This is a genomic window from Rhizobium sp. SL86 (assembly GCF_026672545.1).
Lineage (GTDB): Bacteria > Pseudomonadota > Alphaproteobacteria > Rhizobiales > Rhizobiaceae > Neorhizobium.
In genome coordinates this window covers 2,409,041-2,425,948 of record NZ_JAPPRJ010000001.1, presented here as the reverse complement: position 1 = coordinate 2,425,948, position 16,908 = coordinate 2,409,041, and the positions used below count along the sequence as shown (strand labels likewise).

Annotated in this window: 20 protein-coding genes and 1 pseudogene; 12 read left to right on the top strand and 9 right to left on the bottom strand. The window is 62.5% G+C overall.

All coding sequences use genetic code 11. The annotated features are described in order from the left end of the window. Positions 1 to 6: 6 nt before the first annotated feature. From OU993_RS11875 to OU993_RS11850, 6 genes are all read right to left on the bottom strand, one after another. Positions 7 to 1,647: an FAD-binding dehydrogenase gene (locus OU993_RS11875; protein ID WP_268157267.1), complete on the bottom strand. Its 1,641-nt coding sequence runs from the start codon at positions 1,645 to 1,647 to the stop codon at positions 7 to 9. Between the two features lie 154 nt (positions 1,648 to 1,801). After that, positions 1,802 to 2,833, bottom strand: coding sequence for a peptidoglycan -binding protein (locus OU993_RS11870; RefSeq protein WP_268157265.1), 1,032 nt, complete (start codon positions 2,831 to 2,833; stop codon positions 1,802 to 1,804). A gap of 3 nt (positions 2,834 to 2,836) precedes the next feature. Continuing rightward, on the bottom strand, positions 2,837 to 3,877 hold the full coding sequence (locus OU993_RS11865; protein WP_268157264.1) for a flagellar motor protein MotA: 1,041 nt from the start codon (positions 3,875 to 3,877) through the stop codon (positions 2,837 to 2,839). A 127-nt stretch (positions 3,878 to 4,004) separates the two neighbouring features. Beyond that, positions 4,005 to 4,805 carry an inositol monophosphatase family protein gene (locus OU993_RS11860; RefSeq protein WP_268157261.1) on the bottom strand — a complete coding sequence of 267 codons (801 nt, stop codon included), beginning with the start codon at positions 4,803 to 4,805 and terminating at the stop codon, positions 4,005 to 4,007. Between the two features lie 146 nt (positions 4,806 to 4,951). Continuing rightward, positions 4,952 to 6,070, bottom strand: a complete 1,119-nt coding sequence (locus OU993_RS11855; RefSeq protein WP_268157258.1) for a tetratricopeptide repeat protein — start codon at positions 6,068 to 6,070, stop codon at positions 4,952 to 4,954. Positions 6,071 to 6,078: 8 nt separating this feature from the next. Continuing rightward, positions 6,079 to 6,732, bottom strand: a complete 654-nt coding sequence (locus OU993_RS11850; protein WP_268157257.1) for a thiamine phosphate synthase — start codon at positions 6,730 to 6,732, stop codon at positions 6,079 to 6,081. A gap of 193 nt (positions 6,733 to 6,925) precedes the next feature. Here OU993_RS11850 and OU993_RS11845 point away from each other — a divergent pair, with 193 nt between their 5' ends. Together OU993_RS11845 and OU993_RS11840 are read left to right on the top strand one after the other, a co-directional pair. Further along, on the top strand, positions 6,926 to 7,702 hold the full coding sequence (locus OU993_RS11845; protein ID WP_268157254.1) for a sulfite exporter TauE/SafE family protein: 777 nt from the start codon (positions 6,926 to 6,928) through the stop codon (positions 7,700 to 7,702). Between the two features lie 79 nt (positions 7,703 to 7,781). After that, entirely contained in the window at positions 7,782 to 8,042 is a 261-nt protein-coding gene (locus OU993_RS11840; protein WP_268157251.1) for an ArsR/SmtB family transcription factor, read from the top strand. A 114-nt stretch (positions 8,043 to 8,156) separates the two neighbouring features. Here the strand turns inward: OU993_RS11840 and OU993_RS11835 are convergent, their stop codons facing one another. Next, a complete protein-coding gene (locus tag OU993_RS11835; protein WP_165217830.1) occupies positions 8,157 to 8,330 on the bottom strand; it encodes a YdcH family protein in 174 nt (57 codons plus the stop codon). 373 nt (positions 8,331 to 8,703) lie between these two features. Between OU993_RS11835 and OU993_RS11830 the strand changes: the two genes are divergently transcribed. The 8 genes from OU993_RS11830 (at position 8,704) to OU993_RS11795 (ending at position 13,559) form a co-directional block, all read left to right on the top strand. Further along, a complete protein-coding gene (locus OU993_RS11830) occupies positions 8,704 to 8,907 on the top strand; it encodes a YdcH family protein (RefSeq protein WP_268157248.1) in 204 nt (67 codons plus the stop codon). Positions 8,908 to 8,957: 50 nt separating this feature from the next. Next, the gene (gene purE, locus OU993_RS11825) at positions 8,958 to 9,425 is read left to right on the top strand and encodes a 5-(carboxyamino)imidazole ribonucleotide mutase (protein ID WP_268157702.1); all 468 of its coding nucleotides are present in this window, start codon (positions 8,958 to 8,960) and stop codon (positions 9,423 to 9,425) included. Continuing rightward, positions 9,422 to 10,480, top strand: a complete 1,059-nt coding sequence (locus tag OU993_RS11820) for a 5-(carboxyamino)imidazole ribonucleotide synthase (RefSeq protein WP_268157246.1) — start codon at positions 9,422 to 9,424, stop codon at positions 10,478 to 10,480. Before purE ends, OU993_RS11820 begins: the two co-directional genes overlap by 4 nt. A 147-nt stretch (positions 10,481 to 10,627) precedes the next feature. Next, entirely contained in the window at positions 10,628 to 10,753 is a 126-nt protein-coding gene (gene ykgO / locus OU993_RS11815) for a type B 50S ribosomal protein L36 (protein WP_165217824.1), read from the top strand. Positions 10,754 to 10,843: 90 nt separating this feature from the next. Beyond that, positions 10,844 to 11,467 carry a tetratricopeptide repeat protein gene (locus tag OU993_RS11810; protein ID WP_268157244.1) on the top strand — a complete coding sequence of 208 codons (624 nt, stop codon included), beginning with the start codon at positions 10,844 to 10,846 and terminating at the stop codon, positions 11,465 to 11,467. 20 nt (positions 11,468 to 11,487) lie between these two features. Next, positions 11,488 to 12,498: an alpha/beta fold hydrolase gene (locus OU993_RS11805; RefSeq protein ID WP_268157700.1), complete on the top strand. Its 1,011-nt coding sequence runs from the start codon at positions 11,488 to 11,490 to the stop codon at positions 12,496 to 12,498. 138 nt (positions 12,499 to 12,636) lie between these two features. Further along, complete coding sequence (locus OU993_RS11800) at positions 12,637 to 12,969, top strand: hypothetical protein (protein ID WP_268157243.1); 333 nt, start codon at positions 12,637 to 12,639, stop codon at positions 12,967 to 12,969. Between the two features lie 86 nt (positions 12,970 to 13,055). After that, positions 13,056 to 13,559 carry a hypothetical protein gene (locus OU993_RS11795; protein WP_268157241.1) on the top strand — a complete coding sequence of 168 codons (504 nt, stop codon included), beginning with the start codon at positions 13,056 to 13,058 and terminating at the stop codon, positions 13,557 to 13,559. 95 nt (positions 13,560 to 13,654) lie between these two features. On the opposite strand, the gene pyk is transcribed toward OU993_RS11795, so the two are convergent. Both pyk and OU993_RS11785 read right to left on the bottom strand, forming a co-directional pair. Next, complete coding sequence (pyk, locus tag OU993_RS11790; RefSeq protein ID WP_268157239.1) at positions 13,655 to 15,094, bottom strand: pyruvate kinase; 1,440 nt, start codon at positions 15,092 to 15,094, stop codon at positions 13,655 to 13,657. Then, positions 15,094 to 15,477: pseudogene (locus OU993_RS11785) on the bottom strand (DUF1036 domain-containing protein); the annotation flags it as partial. The gene pyk and the pseudogene OU993_RS11785, both read right to left, overlap by 1 nt. Positions 15,478 to 15,746: 269 nt before the next feature. Between OU993_RS11785 and OU993_RS11780 the strand changes: the two are divergent. Continuing rightward, a complete protein-coding gene (locus OU993_RS11780; protein ID WP_268157237.1) occupies positions 15,747 to 16,544 on the top strand; it encodes an N-formylglutamate amidohydrolase in 798 nt (265 codons plus the stop codon). A gap of 32 nt (positions 16,545 to 16,576) precedes the next feature. Beyond that, a complete protein-coding gene (locus tag OU993_RS11775; protein WP_442792912.1) occupies positions 16,577 to 16,891 on the top strand; it encodes a DUF1244 domain-containing protein in 315 nt (104 codons plus the stop codon). The last annotated feature ends 17 nt before the right edge of the window (positions 16,892 to 16,908 follow it).

The following is a 16,908-nucleotide window of genomic DNA, read 5'->3' as shown; positions in this document are numbered from 1 at the left end:
GCGGGGTCACACGCTGCGCCCGGCCACCCGACCGGAAAACAGGCAACCGCCGAGGAAAGTGCCTTCCAGCGCGCTGTAACCATGCATGCCGCCGCCGCCGAACCCGGCCGCCTCGCCCACCGCATAAAGCCCCGGCACCGGCTCTCCACCGGCATCCAGCACCCGCGCCGAAAGATCCGTGTGGATGCCGCCCAGCGTCTTGCGCGTCAGGATATGCAGGCGAACCCCGATCAGCGGCCCGGCCTTCGGATCGAGCAGCCGGTGCGGTTTGGCGGTGCGCATCAGTTTGTCGCCAAGATAAGCGCGGGCGCCGCGGATCGCCGTCACCTGCTGATCCTTGGCGAACGGGTTGTCGATCTGCCGGTCGCGCGCCTCCACCTGGGCGCGGATATGGCGGGCGTCCAGCCGGTTCTCGCCGCTGATTGCATTCATCGCCTGAACGAGATCCTCCAGCGTATCGCGAACGGCAAAATCCTCGCCCTTGTCCATGAAGGCCTGCACCGGGCCCGGCGGGTTGCGCCCCAGCCGTTTCAGCAGAAGCGGGATGTCCTTGCCCGTCAGGTCCGGGTTCTGTTCGGAACCGGAGAGCGCAAATTCCTTCTTGATGATCGCCTTGGTCAGAATGAACCAGCTGTAGTCGGACTTGCGCTCGCGCAGGATCTTCAGCGTCGAAAGCGTATCGAAGCCCGGCATGGCGGGTGACGGCAGCCGGTTGCCGTCGGCATCGCACCAGAAGGAGGACGGCCCGGGCAGGATGCGGATACCGTGGTTCGGCCAGATCGGGTCCCAGTTCTTCAGGCCTTCCGTGTAGTGCCACATGCGGTCGCGGTTGATGATCGATGCGCCCGCCGCTTCCGAAATTCCGATCATCCGGCCATCGACATGCGCCGGCACACCGCAGACCATGTCCGCCGGCGGCGTGCCCAGCCGCTCCTGCGGCCAGTTGCGCCGCACCAGATCCAGATTGCCGCCAATGCCGCCCGACGCGACGATCACCGCCGAGCCGCGCATCTCGAATTCGGCGATGACATCGCGCGTGCTCTTTTGACCGCGCAGCACCGGATCCTCTGAGAGCCGGCTGCCCGAAACCCCGATCACCCGCCCGTTCTCCTGCAGCAACCGGTCCACCTGGTGGCGAAAGCGCAGCGTCAGGCGCCCTGCCCTCGCCGCCTCTTCGGCACGGGCAACAAAGGGCGCCAGCACGCCGGGGCCTGTGCCCCAGGTCACATGGAAGCGCGGCACGGAATTGCCGTGACCATCCGCCGAACCGCCGCCGCGTTCCGCCCAGCCGACCACCGGAAACCAGCGCATGCCCATCCGGTGCAGCCAGGCGCGTTTTTCGCCGGCAGCGAAATTCAGGTAGGCCTCCGCCCATAACCGCGGCCAGTGATCCTCAGGGCGGTCGAAGGCGGCCGAACCCAGCCAGTCCTGGCGGGCAAGATCGAGGCTGTCGCGGATACGCATGCGCCGCTGTTCGGGACTGTCGATGAGAAACAGGCCGCCCAGCGACCAAAACGCCTGGCCGCCAAGGTTTTGCGTTCCTTCCTGGTCGACAAGGCAAACCTTCCTGCCGCGATCACAGGCTTCTGTTGCCGCAACCAGCCCCGCCAGACCACCGCCGACGACGATGACATCGAATTCGTCCATGCGCCCCTCCCAGAACGTCTCTGCTCTTACTTTTACGCAAACGTAAGTCAGGAGCAAGCCGTGGATTTCCGCCAGCCACGATCTCGTGCGCAAACGACAAGGAAATGCCGGTAGCACAGGCGGCCGATGCAGAAGTGCCTTGGCATATTGCCAATCAGCGCTCGGTCAGCTTGAGTTCGATGCGCCGGTTCTGCGAGCGTACCTCGGGCGTGTCGCCGGACGCGATCGGCTGATATTCGCCAAAGCCGGCGGCCACCAGGCGATTGGCCGGAACGCCCTTGCTGATCAGATATTTGACGACCGACGTGGCGCGTGCGGAGGAGAGCTCCCAGTTGTCGCGGTAACGCCCGGTGCCGGAGAGCGGCGAATTGTCCGTGTGGCCGTCGACGCGCAGCACCCAGTTGATTTCCGCGGGGATTTCCTGCGCCAGCTCGATGATCGCCTGGGCAAGTTTGTCCATCTCGGCCCGTCCGGCATCGTCGAGGTCAGCGCCGCCCACCGGGAACAACACTTCCGACTGGAAGACGAAACGGTCACCGACGATGCGGATGTTTTCGCGATCCGACAGGATTTCGCGCAGGCGACCGAAGAAATCGGACCGGTAGCGGTTGAGTTCCTGCACCCGCTGGGCGAGCGCCACGTTGAGGCGGCGCCCAAGATCGGCGATCTTCGCCTGGGAGGACTGGTCGCGTGCCTCGGAGGCCTGCAACGCCTGTTCGACGGCGGCGATCTGTGCGCGCAGAGCGGCGATCTGCTGGTTCAGCAGCTCCACCTGGCTCATGGCGCGGGCGCTGACCGCCTGTTCTTCCGACAATTTCTGCGTCAGGTCGACGATCTGCGCATTCGCAGCCTCGCTTGAGCCTGCGCCACGCTCCAGCAGTGCCTGCAGCCGCGACCGCTCGCTTTCGGATTGCGCAAGCGAGGCCTGCAGGTTGGCAAGCGAATCCTCGACATCCTGCTTGCCGCTCTTTTCCAGCGCCAGAAGCTCCGTCAGCTCGGCGATCTGACTGTTGAGCCGGTTCAGCACCTCGTCGCGCCCCGTGATTTCCCGGCCCAGGATGAACTGCGCCAGCACGAAGACGGTGAGCAGGAACATGATGGCGAGCAACAGCGTCGACAGGGCGTCGACGAAACCCGGCCAATAATCCACCCCGCGCTCGCGGCGGCGATTTCGCGCAAGCGCCATCGCTCACTTCCCCCCGATCTTGTCGGAGAGGCGGTCGAGCGTGCGGCGCATGGCCTTGGATTCCTCCTGCTGGGCCTCGATCCAGTCGCGCAGCATCTGCTGCTCGTTGCGCATGTTCTTGACGAGTCCCTGGATGCCTTCCGCCAGATTGCTGAGCGCGGTCAGCGATTTTTCCGTCTGCCCGGCCTCCGCCTTCGTCTGGGCGGTTACCAGTTTACGCAGTTGTTCGACGATCCGGCGCATCTCGTCGGAGACATTGCCGGCGGCCGGATTGACCACCGCCTCGCCGCCATCAACTTCCGTCACCGAAGACAGCCAGTTTTCCAGCTCCGTATAGAAACGGTTCTGCGCGCGGCCGGCCTGCAGGTCGAGGAAACCGAGGATCAGCGAGCCGGACAGGCCGAGAAGCGAGGAGGAAAAAGCCGTGCCCATGCCGGCAAGCGGCGCGGTAAGGCCGCTTTTCAGCGCCGTCAGCACGTCATTGCCATTGCCGGAATTCGGATCGAGCCCCTGGATCACCTCGCTGATCGAGCCGATCGTGCCGATCAGGCCCCAGAAGGTGCCGAGCAGGCCGAGAAAGACGAGAAGGCCGATGAGATAACGGGAAATGTCGCGGCTTTCATCGAGCCGCGTGCCGATCGAATCGAGAATCGAGCGCAGAAGCGGCGCGGAGAGCGCCACCCGCTGGCTGCGGCCAATCAGCGCGCGCATCGGGGCCAGCAGTTTCGGATCCCGTCCGACGCGGTCGGCACTGCCAGCGGCGCGGAACGAGTTGAACCAGCGCACCTCCGGAATGAGGCTGATCACCTGCGTGAAGATCAGGATGATGCCGATCGCCAGAACGCCGAGAATGAGGCCGTTCAGGCCCGGATTCGTCATGAAGGCCGTGTGGGCCTGACGGTAGAGGATCGCCGCGATGAAACCGACGATGATCAGGAAGACCACCATGGTCCAGAGAAACGGCACTGGATTCGAAAGCTTGTACCCTTGATTGCGGGGTGCCAATTCGGAACCGTTCACATCCCCGAGGGTATCATTCACCATGACGCACACAACCTCCGTACCACAAGTGGCCGGAGGCTAGTGCAAAAATGAGACGAATTGAAGTGACGCCGGCTCGGAAACGGGCAAGATTTCCGAAGCGTACACAGGACAACCGGAGGGAATGGGCTCAGGCCGTCGGGATCGGGCGGTTGATGACCTCGAGGAGCTGCTTGTGGATCAGCTCGTTGCCAGCCACGACGCTGCCGTGGTCGAAGATATCGTTCGAGCCCTTCATGTCGCTGGCAAAACCGCCTGCTTCGCGGATCAGGATCAGGCCGGCCGCCATGTCCCAGGCCGAAAGGTCGGTTTCCCAGAACCCGTCGATGCGACCGGCGGCCACATAGGCGAGATCGAGTGCTGCGGCACCGAAGCGGCGCACGCCCGCCACTTCACCCATCACATGGCGCAGTTCCACCAGGAACTTGCCGTGGTTGCCACGACCGAGATGCGGGGCCCCGCAGCCGATGACACAGTCGGAAAGAACACGGCGTGCGGCCACGCGCAGGCGACGGTCGTTGAGGAAGGCACCGCCACCCTTTTCAGCCGTGAAGAGTTCGTCGGTCGCCGGATTGAAGATGACGCCGGCGACGATTTCACCATTGCGCTCGAGCGCGATCGAGACGGCGAATTGCGGAATGCCGTGCAGGAAGTTGGTCGTGCCGTCGAGCGGATCGACGATCCAGCGGTGCGAACCGTCGGTGCCCTTCTCCTCGCCGCCTTCTTCGCCGAGGAAACCGTAGGTCGGACGGGCCTTCATCAGCTCGTCATGCACGATCTTCTCGGCCTTCAGGTCGGCCTGGGACACGAAGTCGCTCGGCCCCTTCACCGAAACCTGCAGGTTCTGCACCTCGCCGAAATCGCGCGAGAGAGACTTGCCGGCTTTCAGCGCAGCCTGAACCATGACGTTGAGAAGGGCAGAACGAGCCATTGCGGGGATCCTTGGGATAAAAGGCGGGCGTCCCTCATCATCGGGGACCTTTGTGTGTCAGTCTTTTCAGAATAGCCGCGTTCACAATCACAAAACCGGCGACAATTCAAGTCGCAGGCCAAAACGAGCGTGTCTGTGACAGGTGATCAGCTGCGACGAAACCGGTTGGCGGCCTCGATCGCCTGCTTCTGCTGGTCTTCCTCGATGCCGAGATAGAAATCTTCCAATGCTGGATCCGGCAGGCCGGCACGGCGGGACAGCACATACCATTTGGCCGCCTCGACCGGGTTCGGCCGGGTTCCGAGCGCATTGATGTAGAGATGGGCAAGTTTGTTCTGCGCAACCACATTGCCGCGCAACGCCGCAATGCGCATCCATTCGAAGCCCTTGTCGTAGTCGCGCTCGCCGCCGACACCGTTGACATACCAGAGCCCCATGTCGAGCTGTGCGGTGTCGTAACCGGCCTTGGCCGCCCGCTCCAGCCATTCGCGCGCCTTCGCCTTCTTGTCCGTCGGCAGGTCGTGGATCGCGAGATAAAGCTGCGCCACCGCATATTGCGCGTCGGAAATGCCCTGCTCGGCGGACTTCTCATAAAAGGGCAGAGCGAGCTTCAGGCCCTTTTCGCCTGGATTGTCCGCCACCAGGATCTGCGCCCAGTTGAACTGCGCGGAGGCATTGCCGGCTTCCGCGGCGCGGCGCATGTATTCGTCCGCCTTCGCCTTGTCGCGGGTCACATACCGGCCCTGCATCAGGATCAGCGCATACTGGAACATGGCGGCCGGATCGCCGCGTTCGGCGGCCTGGCCATACCAGAAGGCGGCTCCCTTCGCATCGTGGGCAATGCCCTGCCCGCGCATCATCATCTCGGCGACCAGCGTCTGGGCAACCGCATCGCCGGCTTCCGCCCGTGGCAGAGCCTTGGCGAGCGCCGTGACGTAGAGCCCGCGCTGATAGGCGCCGTAAGCCTCGTCGACGGGCCCATGATACGGCTTTTCCGGCGGCAGAGGCGGAAGCGACGTCCCCATCCGCTCCAGAAGCGTGATGCCGCTCGATGGCTGCTCGCCAGACCGGTCCCCCTTCTGCTGCGAGGACGGGTCGGCAGACGTCTCGCCCTCACGCTGGAGCGTTTCGCCATTGCCCTCGAGTGGTCGGGTCACCGCCTTCTGCGAGCCTTGCGCGAAGGCCGGAACGGCAGGCAACAGCAGCATTGCCGCCGGCGCGGCAGCCACGGCACTCATGAGGATCAGGCGGGCGTTTCGAAACATGGAACCCTTCAAGCGCCAAACCGTGGCGCTTTTTCGTCCAAGATCGCATTGATTTCAGCAACCGCAGCGGCCGCTCCGGCGGGCGCGTCGAAGACGGCGGAGCGCAGCGCGACGAATTCCGCACCGGTCTCGGCCACCGCAAGCGCAGATGAAATGTCCGTGCCGCCCATGACGACGCAAGGGATCTCGACCAGGGCTGCCCACCATTCGCCGAGCGCCAGGTTCTTCGGATGGGCTTCCGGCTTGATGTCGCCGGACAGTTTGCCGAAGAAAATGTAGTCCGGCCGCGCCTCGCCCACTTCGAGCGCCGTGTGACGATCCGCCGCCTGCCCCGCACCGACGATCAGCTTCGGGGAGAACTTCTCGATGGTTTCCGCGAGTTCCTCGATGGAGCCGGTTATATGCAGGCCGTCGGCCTTGGCACGCCCGGCCACACGACTGTCACCGGCGATCAGCGCCGCCGATCCCGCCTCCTGGATGATCGGCACCAACTGCTCGGCACGCTTCTGGAAGGCCTGATCCGACAATTCGTATTGCGGCAGGATGACGGAGGCGACATCGCCGCCCCTCAGCGCGTGGGACAGCGTATCGGCCAGCCACTGGTCATCCTCGTGATCCGGTACGATGAGAACCAGTCGGCAACGATCCTCGGCAAGCGTCATTCTTCATCCCATCTGGCAGCAGACTGCCGGCTTTTTTGTCTTCACGGAGCGGCAAGGGCGCCGCCTGCCCACGGAAATCCCAACGATCAGCTCACGACAGCACCTGAAACGCAAGTTGATACCGTTCACGGGTCGTCATCGTGGACAAAACCCGATAGACCGGACAGGCTCCGCAATCAACACTCATCCCGTCATGCTTGGTTTTCCCCTTCCCGATCCGATCTTTTTTGCCGCCGCGATCCCGGCCGTCGCGCTTGTCGGCCTGTCGAAAGGCGGGCTGGGTGGTGCCTTTGCCCTGATCGGGGTGCCGCTTTTGGCGCTCGTCGTCAGTCCGGTCGATGCAGCGGCGATCTTCCTGCCGATCCTGATCGTCATGGATATCGTCGCTCTTTATTCCTGGCGCCATCACACCGACCGGACGCTGTTGCTGCGTTTCCTGCCCGGCGGCCTCGTCGGCATCGCACTCGGCTGGCTGACCTCGGCCATGGTGCCGCCGGACGCCCTGCGGTTCGTCATCGCGGTGTCGATGATCATCTTTGCGCTTCAGTATTTCTACAAATCCTATGGCCCCGCCGCCGGGCAACCGATCGCTCCCAAACCGCACCGATGGCCACCGGCAATCCTGTGGGGAACTCTCTGCGGTTATGGAAGCTTCGTCGCCCATGCCGGCGGGCCGCCCTTCCAGATCTATGCCCTGCCGCTGAAACTGGACCCGAAGAACTATACCGGCGCCAGCGTGCGTTTCTTCGCGCTGGTCAATGCGATCAAGGTCATTCCCTATGTGGCGCTTGGAGCGCTCGATACGAAGAATTTTGCCATTTCGCTGACCTTGCTGCCGGTTGCGCTGGTCGCGACGGTTGCCGGTGCGGCAATTGTCCGGCGTCTGAAGCCGGAGGTCTTTTATCCGCTCGCCTATGCGCTCGGTCTTCTTGCGGCCCTCAAGCTTTTCTGGGATGCATTGCCGCTTTAGTCAGTAACGTCGAGAAATACGCATTTTGCGGCGCACAATTCTTCTTGCCGCCGCTCGCAACTTGGCGTAGCCTTTCCTCATGGCCACGATCGATCCTTTTGCAGCTATTTCGGACCCCAACCGGCGTCACCTGCTGGAAGAGTTGAGGCGCGCTCCGCGCACCGTCAACGAGCTTGCGGAGGGGCTGCCGATCAGCAGGCCGGCCGTCTCCCAGCATCTGAAGGCGCTGCTCGACAGCAATCTGGTCTCCGTCACGGCCGAGGGCACGAAACGGATCTATTCGGTCAACACGAAGGGCTTTACGAAGCTTAACTTGTGGCTGGATCAGTTCTGGTCCTGATCGTCCTCCCCCGCCTCAGGATATCCACCCGGGATATCGGCAGGCCGCCGTCTGACTGAAGACGATTTCGGCGGCGACCCGTATGACATCGAACTCATAGCGACTTTGAAAAGATCAATGGCGCGTCTTGCGCAACCGCTCCATTTCGTCCTTCAGACGAAGCTTGCGGCGTTTCAACTCTGCTATTTCACGATCATCGGACGAAGGAGACGCGAGAATATTCTGGAGCTCCTCCTCAAGAGCGCCGTGCTTCTTTTCAAGCGATTCGATATGAGCCTGAATGGTCATGTGGCACGTCCTTCCTTGTTCTCCGGCCACCAGCTCCCCTTGAGCCGATGGCATCAGGTTTGCAACAGAACTGTGACATGAACCGCGTCCTTTGTCGAAGGCGAAATGGTGGTTTCATCGTGACAAATCGGTGGATTTGATTAAGCCGGAATGAAGGACTGTCCCACCGCCACGCGCTTGCACCGCAGCAAGACAGAGCCGCGGCAACGCGGCCCCTCCCCGTTAGGGCTTGATTCATCGGGTTTCTTCGGTTGCACTTATTTGGCCACAATTGCTGACGGCCAGACTAGTCGTTCAGGAGGTTTGATGGTAGGAGCTTCGATGCATTCCCCGGCAAGACAAAGACCGGAATGAATAGTGGGGACATTGACAGATGGCTGATCAGGAACAGGCGGATATCAGGCTTGCGCTGGCGAGGTTGCGCCAGGAGCATGAAGACTACGACGCCGCGATCAACGCCATGATCACCACCGGCTGCGAAGCACTGCGCATCCAGCGCATGAAGAAAAAGAAGCTCGCCATCAAGGACAAGATGAGCCAGCTTGAAGACCAGATCATTCCCGACATCATCGCGTGACGACGGAGGACGCAAGCTTGCCGCAGGAGAGACCGCCGGTAGCCATCATCATGGGAAGCCAGTCCGACTGGGAAACCATGAAAAATGCCGCAGACACGCTGGACCAGCTGGATGTGGGATATGAGGCCAGGATCGTCTCCGCGCACCGCACGCCGGACCGCATGGTCGCCTTCGCCAAGGGCGCGCGAGAAGAAGGGTTCCAGGTCATCATTGCCGGCGCCGGCGGCGCCGCCCATCTGCCGGGCATGGTGGCGGCCCTGACGCCGCTCCCCGTGTTCGGCGTTCCTGTCCAGTCCAAGACCATGTCCGGCATGGACAGCCTTTATTCCATCGTGCAAATGCCGGCCGGCATTCCGGTGGGAACGCTGGCGATCGGTCGCGCCGGGGCGGTGAATGCCGCCTTGCTGGCTGCCGCGGTGCTTGCTCTTTCCGACGACGATCTGGCCGACAGGCTGGACGAATACCGCGCGCGCCAGACGGCGTCTGTCGCGGATTACCCCATTGACGAGGCGCCATGACGCTTGACACCATTGGCATTATCGGCGGCGGCCAGCTGGGCCGCATGCTGGCCATTGCCGCCGCACGGCTGAATTTCCGCACCATCATTCTGGAACCGCAGGCCGATTGCCCGGCCGCCCAGGTGGCGAACCGCCAGATCGTTGCCGCTTACGATGATCCGGCAGCGCTCGACGAACTGGCGCGGGAATGCCGTGTCGTCACTTACGAATTCGAAAACGTTCCTGTGGCCGCCGCCGAGCGGCTGGCGGGCTTGCGTCCGGTCTATCCGCCACCGAAGGCTCTGGAAGTGGCGCAGGACCGGCTGACGGAAAAGCGCTTCCTGAACGACTGTGGCATCGAGACGGCGAAATTCCACGCCGTCGATTCGCAGGCCGATCTCGAGCGCGCACTGGATGATTTTGGCGGCATGGGCGTGCTGAAGACCCGCCGCCTCGGTTATGACGGCAAGGGCCAGCGGGTGTTCCGTTCGGCCGAAGACAGCCCCGCCGGCGTCTTCGAGGCGATGGGATCGGTGCCGCTGATTCTGGAAGCCTTCGTACCCTTCGAACGTGAGGTTTCCGTGATTGCCGCGCGCGGTACGGATGGGCATATCGAAGCTTATGACTTGGCGGAAAACGTCCACCGCAACGGCATTCTGCACACCTCCACCCTGCCGGCCCGGATCGGCCAGGCGACCGAGACCGCGGCCCGCGCGGCGGCGGAACGGCTGCTGACGGGGCTCGGTTATGTCGGCGTGATCGGCATGGAATTTTTCGTCATGACGGACGGCACGCTGATTGCCAACGAGATCGCACCGCGCGTGCACAATTCCGGCCACTGGACGGAAGCGGCCTGCGTCGTCTCGCAGTTCGAGCAGCACATCCGGGCCGTTGCAGGCCTCAGCCTCGGCAACCCTGCCCGCCATTCCGACTGCGTGATGACCAATCTGATCGGCGACGACATGGACGATGTCGCCCTCTGGCTCGCCCGACCGCATGTTCTGGCGCATCTTTACGGCAAGGCGGAAGCCCGCCCTGGCCGCAAGATGGGCCATGTGACCGAGCTTTTGCGCTGAAAAGGCTTGATCCATAAGGCGCCTGCGGTTGACAGGCCCGGAGCGAACCTGTATCAGCCGTGCATCCTAAAGAGAGCGCCGTGTGCGCGCTTTTGATTGTAAGAAGATTGTGTGGCCTAAGCGCCAACGAATACGCGGATCAGAGAAATGAAGATCAAGAACTCGCTCAAAGCGCTTAAGGCCCGTCATCGCGAAAACCGTCTGGTTCGCCGCAAGGGCCGCGTTTACATCATCAACAAGCAGAACCCGCGCTTCAAGGCTCGTCAGGGCTGATTGAAGCCGGTTCGGCCGGGACCGGATCACGTTCTCGATAACGGGAATTTTTCGGTTTGAGATAAAGCGCATGCGAGTTACCTTTCTCGCATGCGCTTTTTTCGTTTGCCCGTTCTGATTCTCTCAGCCGTCCTCGCCGGCCCCGCTGCCGCGCAGGATGCACCGGCAACGACCGGGCCTTCAGCCGCGAACCCCTCACCGCCACCATCCGCACCGATGTCGGTCGAGTCGCCCCAGGCGACACAGGACAAGCTTCTGGCCGACCTGAAGCGCGAGCGCGATCCGGACAAGGCCAAACAACTGGCCCAGCAGATCCTCGTCAACTGGTCCTCATCCGGCAGCGCCACGGTCGACCTTTTGATGGAGTGGGCAAACAAGTCCATCAATGACAAGAAGAATGCCGCCGCACTCGATTTCCTCGACCGCGTGACGCTGCTGCAACCGGATTACCCGGAAGTCTTCAACCGCCGGGCGACGCTCTATTACACGATGGGTGACACCCGCAAATCCATGGCCGATGTGCAGAGGGTTTTGGCACTCGAGCCCCGATATTTCCCCGCCATTGCCGGTCTGGCCTCCATCCTGACGGAAGGCGGCCAGGACGAACTGGCGCTGAAGGCCTGGGAGCGATTCCTCGCCATCTACCCCGCCGAACGCACGGCTCAGGAGAACATGCTGAAACTCTCCGAAAAGCTCGCCGGCAGCCGGACCTGAGGCGTTCCATCCTGTCTTACCTGGTCATTTTACTCCTCGTTCTCGCGGCAGGCCTTGCCGGTGCCTTCGGCTTCACCGCCTGGCGGGCGGAAAAGATCGAACGCCGTTACCCCAATATCGGGACGCTGACGGATGTCGGCGGCTTCCGGATGAACGCGCTGCAGGTGCCCGTCGGCCCAGAGGCGGATCTGCCGCCGATCATCTTTATCCACGGCGCAAGCGGCAATCTGCGTGACCAGGAGGCGGCCTTCCTGGCACCGCTGCGCGGCCGTGCCGAACTTCTCTTCATCGACCGCCCCGGCCACGGTTATTCCGAACGTGGCGGCGCGGAAAATGCCACCCCGGACGGACAGGCGGCAGCGATCGCAAAGCTGCTGGAGGCGAAGGGCATCGAGCGGGCGATCATCGTCGGCCATTCCTTCGGCGGCGCGATTGCCGCAAGCTTTGCCCTGTTCCACCCGGACAAGGTAATCGGCACGCTGTTTCTTTCGCCCGCCACCCACCCCTGGCCGGGCGGCATCGACTGGCATTATCATGTGGCCTCGACGCCGGTGCTCGGCTGGTTGTTCAGCCACACGCTGGTGATGCCTGCCGGCATGGTGCTGCTCGATCCGGCAACCCGCTCCGTCTTTGCGCCGAATGCCCGCCGCGAGGCCTATGTGGAAGAAGGGGCGCCAGCGCTTGTGCTGCGACCGGAAAACTTCCGCCACAACGCCCGGGACGTGGCAAACCTCCTCGATTATGTCACGCGCATGGCACCGCGCTATACCGAGATCGAAAGCCCTGCCATCATCATCACCGGCGACAGTGATCCGGTGGTGCTCGCCAATATCCATTCCGTCGGACTGAAGCGCGACATCAAGGACTCGGAACTGATCTGGCTGAAGGGCGTCGGCCACAAGCCGGATTACGTGGCGACCGATCTCGCCATCGCCGCCATCGAGAAGCTGTCGGGCAAGGACCGGGATCTGGACATACTGGCGCGTAAGGTGGAGGTGCGGATTGCGGGAGAGAAGACAGTCGCCCGATAAGGACGTGCTGCCGCCGGCCCTGCCGACTCGGGTTCGACGACACGGCGGCGAACGGAGGCTCTGAAGGCGCAATCTGCAACGGTCTTTTTACCGAGGTCCATTTCACATATATATGTGAAATGACCGGAGGGTTTGCCGATGCTGAAGAACACGTCCATGAATCTGCCGGAGGAACTGGTGGCCCGGGTCAACGCCTATGCCGCACAAAACCGGACAACCATGACCGCCATCGTACGCGAGCACTTTGAAGCGATCACCGAACCGGACGGAGAAATTTCTGACGAGGACCCGCTTCTTGCCTACTCAAAAGGCTTGCTCTCCAGGAGGGACGCTGTTCGCCGTCTTGGACTGAGGGACTATGCCGACCTGCTCGTCGCGCTGGGAGATGCCGACCTTCCCATGCCGCTTCCTCCGGCACACGACATCGAAAACCAGGCTGCCACCTTTGCAAAGCTCTGGAGGATGGGGTGAGGCGATGTACGATCATCCTGCCTGATGCGGGTCCGATCAATAGCCTGTGGGTCGCTGACCGGCTTCACCTCCTCCTCGAACTCGACATGCGCCTCGTCATCGTTGACGCAGTCTACGACGAACTCACCAGCGATCTTTCCTATCTCAAAGACGCCGAGGTGAAAGAGTTCATCGATGGCAACTCTCCACCGTTCGTGATCGAGCGGACTGACATAGGTGAGAGCGAACGGCAAAAGCGGCGGCTGGGGCAAAAACTCAAGAAGAACGCCGGAGAGCTTGCGATGGTAGACTTCGTCTCCGACGAAGGAGGCCTTGAACGCTATCTCAAGACCAATGAACCCGTCGCGATCCTGTTCGAGGACGCTGGCATGAGGTTGTTCAACAGGCCGCCCAATCTCCACCTGATCTCAACCGTGGGCCTGCTGCGTGGATTGGAGGACGTGGGCGTCATTGCCTCAGCGGACGAGGTGATCCATGAAATGCTTCATCCCACCAAGCCCGGCAGACGGCCCGAGGATGCCAGAAAGTTAACCGACCTTCCTGGCGGGATCGATGAGCCCGCGGCCATTGGCAGCTCTTGGAAACCCTGAACGACAAACATCCATTCCGTGTCTGATCGCGACCTTGCAACCGTTTAGGGGGCTGGTCCACAGCCCCCTTCTTCTCTTCGATCCCGAAACCGGCGTCACACGCCGGACTGGCCGTCCGGGCCGATATAGGCCATGCGCAGCATGTTGGTGGCGCCCGGCGTGCCGAGGGGCACGCCGGCGGAGATGATGATGCGGTCGCCCGGCTTGCCGAACCCTTCGGCGGCGACGATGCGGCAGGCCTTGTTGACCATGTCGTCGAGATCCGTCGGCTCTTCCGCCACCACGCAGTGCAGGCCCCAGCAGACCGACAGGCGGCGTGCCGTCTGCACCACCGGCGACAGCGCGATGATCGGCACCTGCGGACGTTCGCGCGAGGCGCGCAGACCGGTATTGCCGGACGAGGTATAGGTGACGATCGCCTGCAGCTTCAGCGTCTCGGCGATCTGGCGGGCGGCGAGCGAAATCGCGTCGGCGCCGGTCGCTTCCGGCTGCGGGCGCTGTGCGTAAATGATGTTGGAGTAGTAGGGATCCTGCTCCACCTTGGTGGCGATGGAGGCCATGGTGGAGACCGCCTCGACCGGGTACTGGCCAGACGCCGATTCGGCCGACAGCATCACGGCATCGGCGCCTTCAAAGACGGCGGTCGCGACGTCGGAGACTTCGGCGCGGGTCGGAACGGCTGCGGTGATCATCGATTCCAGCATCTGGGTGGCAACCACAACCGGCTTGCCGGCGCGGCGACATGCGCGCGTCAGCTGCTTCTGCAGGCCGGGCACCGCTTCCAGCGGCATTTCGACGCCGAGATCGCCGCGCGCCACCATCAGCGCGTCGGACAGCTCGATGATTTCCTCGATCCGTTCGATCGCCTGCGGCTTCTCGATCTTCGACATCAGGCCGACGCGGCCCTTGGAGATCTTGCGCACTTCGGCAAGGTCTTCCGGACGCTGCACGAAGGAGAGCGCCACCCAGTCCACCTGGTTTGTCGCGAGAACGGCGTCGAGATCGGCGCGGTCCTTGTCGGTCAAAACGCCGACGCCGAGCAATGTATCGGGCAGGCTGACGCCCTTGCGGTCGGAGATCGAGGTGCCGGCAACAACCGTGCAGACGATGCTTTTGCCATCGGCCTTTTCGGCACGCAGATGCAGCTTGCCGTCATCGATCAGCAGCCGGTCGCCCGCCTTGACGGCTTCGAGGATTTCCGGATGCGGCAGGAAAACGCGGGTGTTGTCGCCGAGGGCCTCGTTATTGTCGAGCGTGAAGGTCTGGCCGGGCTCCAGCGTCACCTTGGTGTCGGCGAACTTGCCGACGCGCAGTTTTGGGCCCTGCAGATCGGCCAGGATGCCGATCGGGCGGCCGTTGCGGGCTTCGACCGCGCGGATGCGCTCGATCAGGGTGCGCATCAGGTCATGGCTGGCATGGCTCATGTTGATGCGGAAGAGGTCGGCGCCTGCCAGGTGCAGCTTCTCGATCATCGCCTCTTCGGAAGAAGCTGGGCCGAGGGTGGCGAGGATTTTTACTTTGCGGTTTCGCTTCATCAATTCTGGCCTTCTTGCGCGGCCGGCGTGTCAGAAAGCTGGACCATCCAGCTGCCCTGACGGCCGGTGTCATATTCCTTGAACCCCATGCGCTGGTAGCCGCGGGCGAAACAATCGTCGACGCCGACGATCTTGAACTCGTTTTCGGCGACGCACATGTTGATGTCGCCGGTCCATCGGCCGCCCCGGGCCGCATCTTCCGCATAAAGGTAATAATAACGGGACTGCAGTTCGCCCTCGATCAGCGTGGCACAGCTCGAAGCGGGCACCTGCCACCAGCCTTCCGAGATCCAGCCTTCGCTGGCACGGTAACCGATTGCCACACCGACGAGATTCTGCGTGCCGTTGCAGACACGAAAATCAGCATGGGCGGCACTGGCAAAGCCGAAAACGGGAACGCTGACCATCGCAAAGGCAAGCGACGGAACGAGACGCAGGGAGAGAAGAGACAAAAGGCTTTTCGACACGGCTTCCGTTGGGACTCCATGAGGGTTCATCTGCACTGTCTTCGCCCGCTCACTCGCGAAAGTCAATGAAATCAAATCGATTATATTCTCCAAGGCCTTGCTTGACAGAAGACAAGTGATGCTTGCACCGAACCGCATCCCCATGCCATCAGGGCTCTGTCTCAAGTCTTCTCCGGCGTGGCGCAATGCAGTCTTTTAATCCATTCGAACTGATACCCGGCAATCGTGACAGAGGCATGGTGCTTCTGGCGGATCATGCGAAGAACAGTCTTCCACAGGAATATGGGACGCTCGGGCTCGAAGACAGCGTCTTTCGCCGGCACATTGCCTATGACATCGGCGTGGAGGGCCTGACACGCCAACTCGCGGCGCGCCTCGGCGTGCCGGCGGTCATGTCGACCTTTTCGCGGCTGCTGATCGATCCGAACCGTGGCGAGGACGACCCGACGCTGATCATGCGCATCTCCGATGGCGCGATCATTCCCGGCAACCATCCGATCACCGATGAAGAATGGCAGCACCGGCTTCAGACCTATCACCGGCCCTATCACGACGCCGTCGCGCGCGAGATTGCCGCGGTGGCAGAGGCCTGCGGCAGGGCACCCCTCGTGCTGTCGCTGCATTCCTATACGCCCGCCTGGAAGGGCGTGCCGCGCCCCTGGCATGCCGCCGTGTTGTGGGACAGCGATCATCGCGCCGTCAGACCGCTGATCGATCGTCTGTCGGCGGACCGCGATCTCTTGATCGGCGACAACGAACCCTATGACGGGGCGCTGAAGAACGATACCATGTACCGGCACTGCATGATGAAGGGCATTCCGCATGCGCTTCTGGAGGTGCGCCAGGACCTGATCGGCGACGATAACGGCATCACCGACTGGGCAAACCGCCTGGCGCCGATCTTTGAGGCCCTCAACGAGGACCCGGCGCTGCACGAATACCAGCTCTTTGCCTCGCGCACCGGCCCCTACCCTGTCGGATGACAATGCCGGATGACAATAAAGGAGACCGCCCCATGGCCGAACTGACCGAGATGACCGAAGAGCAGCGCACGACCTTCGAAGCCGCCGCCTTCCGCAGGCTGGTCGCGCATCTGAGGGACCGGCACGACGTGCAGAACATCGACCTGATGAACCTCGCGGGCTTCTGCCGCAACTGTCTGTCGAACTGGTATCGCGAAGCGGCGGAAGAGGCCGGCGTCCCCCTCGACAAGGAAGCCTCGCGGGAAATCGTCTACGGCATGCCCTACGAGGAATGGAAAAGCCGCCACCAGGCTGAAGCGAACGATGCTCAAAAAGCCGCATTTGCGCAAAACAACCCGCACAAATGAAGCATCCGCATCCGAAT

Coding starts and splice junctions, on each gene's coding strand:
- OU993_RS11875 (WP_268157267.1), bottom strand. CDS start 1,647: ATGGACGAATTCGATGTCATCGTCGTCGGCGGTGGTCTGGCGGGGCTG.
- OU993_RS11870 (WP_268157265.1), bottom strand. CDS start 2,833: ATGGCGCTTGCGCGAAATCGCCGCCGCGAGCGCGGGGTGGATTATTGG.
- OU993_RS11865 (WP_268157264.1), bottom strand. CDS start 3,877: ATGGTGAATGATACCCTCGGGGATGTGAACGGTTCCGAATTGGCACCC.
- OU993_RS11860 (WP_268157261.1), bottom strand. CDS start 4,805: ATGGCTCGTTCTGCCCTTCTCAACGTCATGGTTCAGGCTGCGCTGAAA.
- OU993_RS11855 (WP_268157258.1), bottom strand. CDS start 6,070: ATGTTTCGAAACGCCCGCCTGATCCTCATGAGTGCCGTGGCTGCCGCG.
- OU993_RS11850 (WP_268157257.1), bottom strand. CDS start 6,732: ATGACGCTTGCCGAGGATCGTTGCCGACTGGTTCTCATCGTACCGGAT.
- OU993_RS11845 (WP_268157254.1), top strand. CDS start 6,926: ATGCTTGGTTTTCCCCTTCCCGATCCGATCTTTTTTGCCGCCGCGATC.
- OU993_RS11840 (WP_268157251.1), top strand. CDS start 7,782: ATGGCCACGATCGATCCTTTTGCAGCTATTTCGGACCCCAACCGGCGT.
- OU993_RS11835 (WP_165217830.1), bottom strand. CDS start 8,330: ATGACCATTCAGGCTCATATCGAATCGCTTGAAAAGAAGCACGGCGCT.
- OU993_RS11830 (WP_268157248.1), top strand. CDS start 8,704: ATGGCTGATCAGGAACAGGCGGATATCAGGCTTGCGCTGGCGAGGTTG.
- purE (WP_268157702.1), top strand. CDS start 8,958: ATGGGAAGCCAGTCCGACTGGGAAACCATGAAAAATGCCGCAGACACG.
- OU993_RS11820 (WP_268157246.1), top strand. CDS start 9,422: ATGACGCTTGACACCATTGGCATTATCGGCGGCGGCCAGCTGGGCCGC.
- ykgO (WP_165217824.1), top strand. CDS start 10,628: ATGAAGATCAAGAACTCGCTCAAAGCGCTTAAGGCCCGTCATCGCGAA.
- OU993_RS11810 (WP_268157244.1), top strand. CDS start 10,844: ATGCGCTTTTTTCGTTTGCCCGTTCTGATTCTCTCAGCCGTCCTCGCC.
- OU993_RS11800 (WP_268157243.1), top strand. CDS start 12,637: ATGCTGAAGAACACGTCCATGAATCTGCCGGAGGAACTGGTGGCCCGG.
- OU993_RS11795 (WP_268157241.1), top strand. CDS start 13,056: ATGCGCCTCGTCATCGTTGACGCAGTCTACGACGAACTCACCAGCGAT.
- pyk (WP_268157239.1), bottom strand. CDS start 15,094: ATGAAGCGAAACCGCAAAGTAAAAATCCTCGCCACCCTCGGCCCAGCT.
- OU993_RS11780 (WP_268157237.1), top strand. CDS start 15,747: ATGCAGTCTTTTAATCCATTCGAACTGATACCCGGCAATCGTGACAGA.
- OU993_RS11775 (WP_442792912.1), top strand. CDS start 16,577: ATGGCCGAACTGACCGAGATGACCGAAGAGCAGCGCACGACCTTCGAA.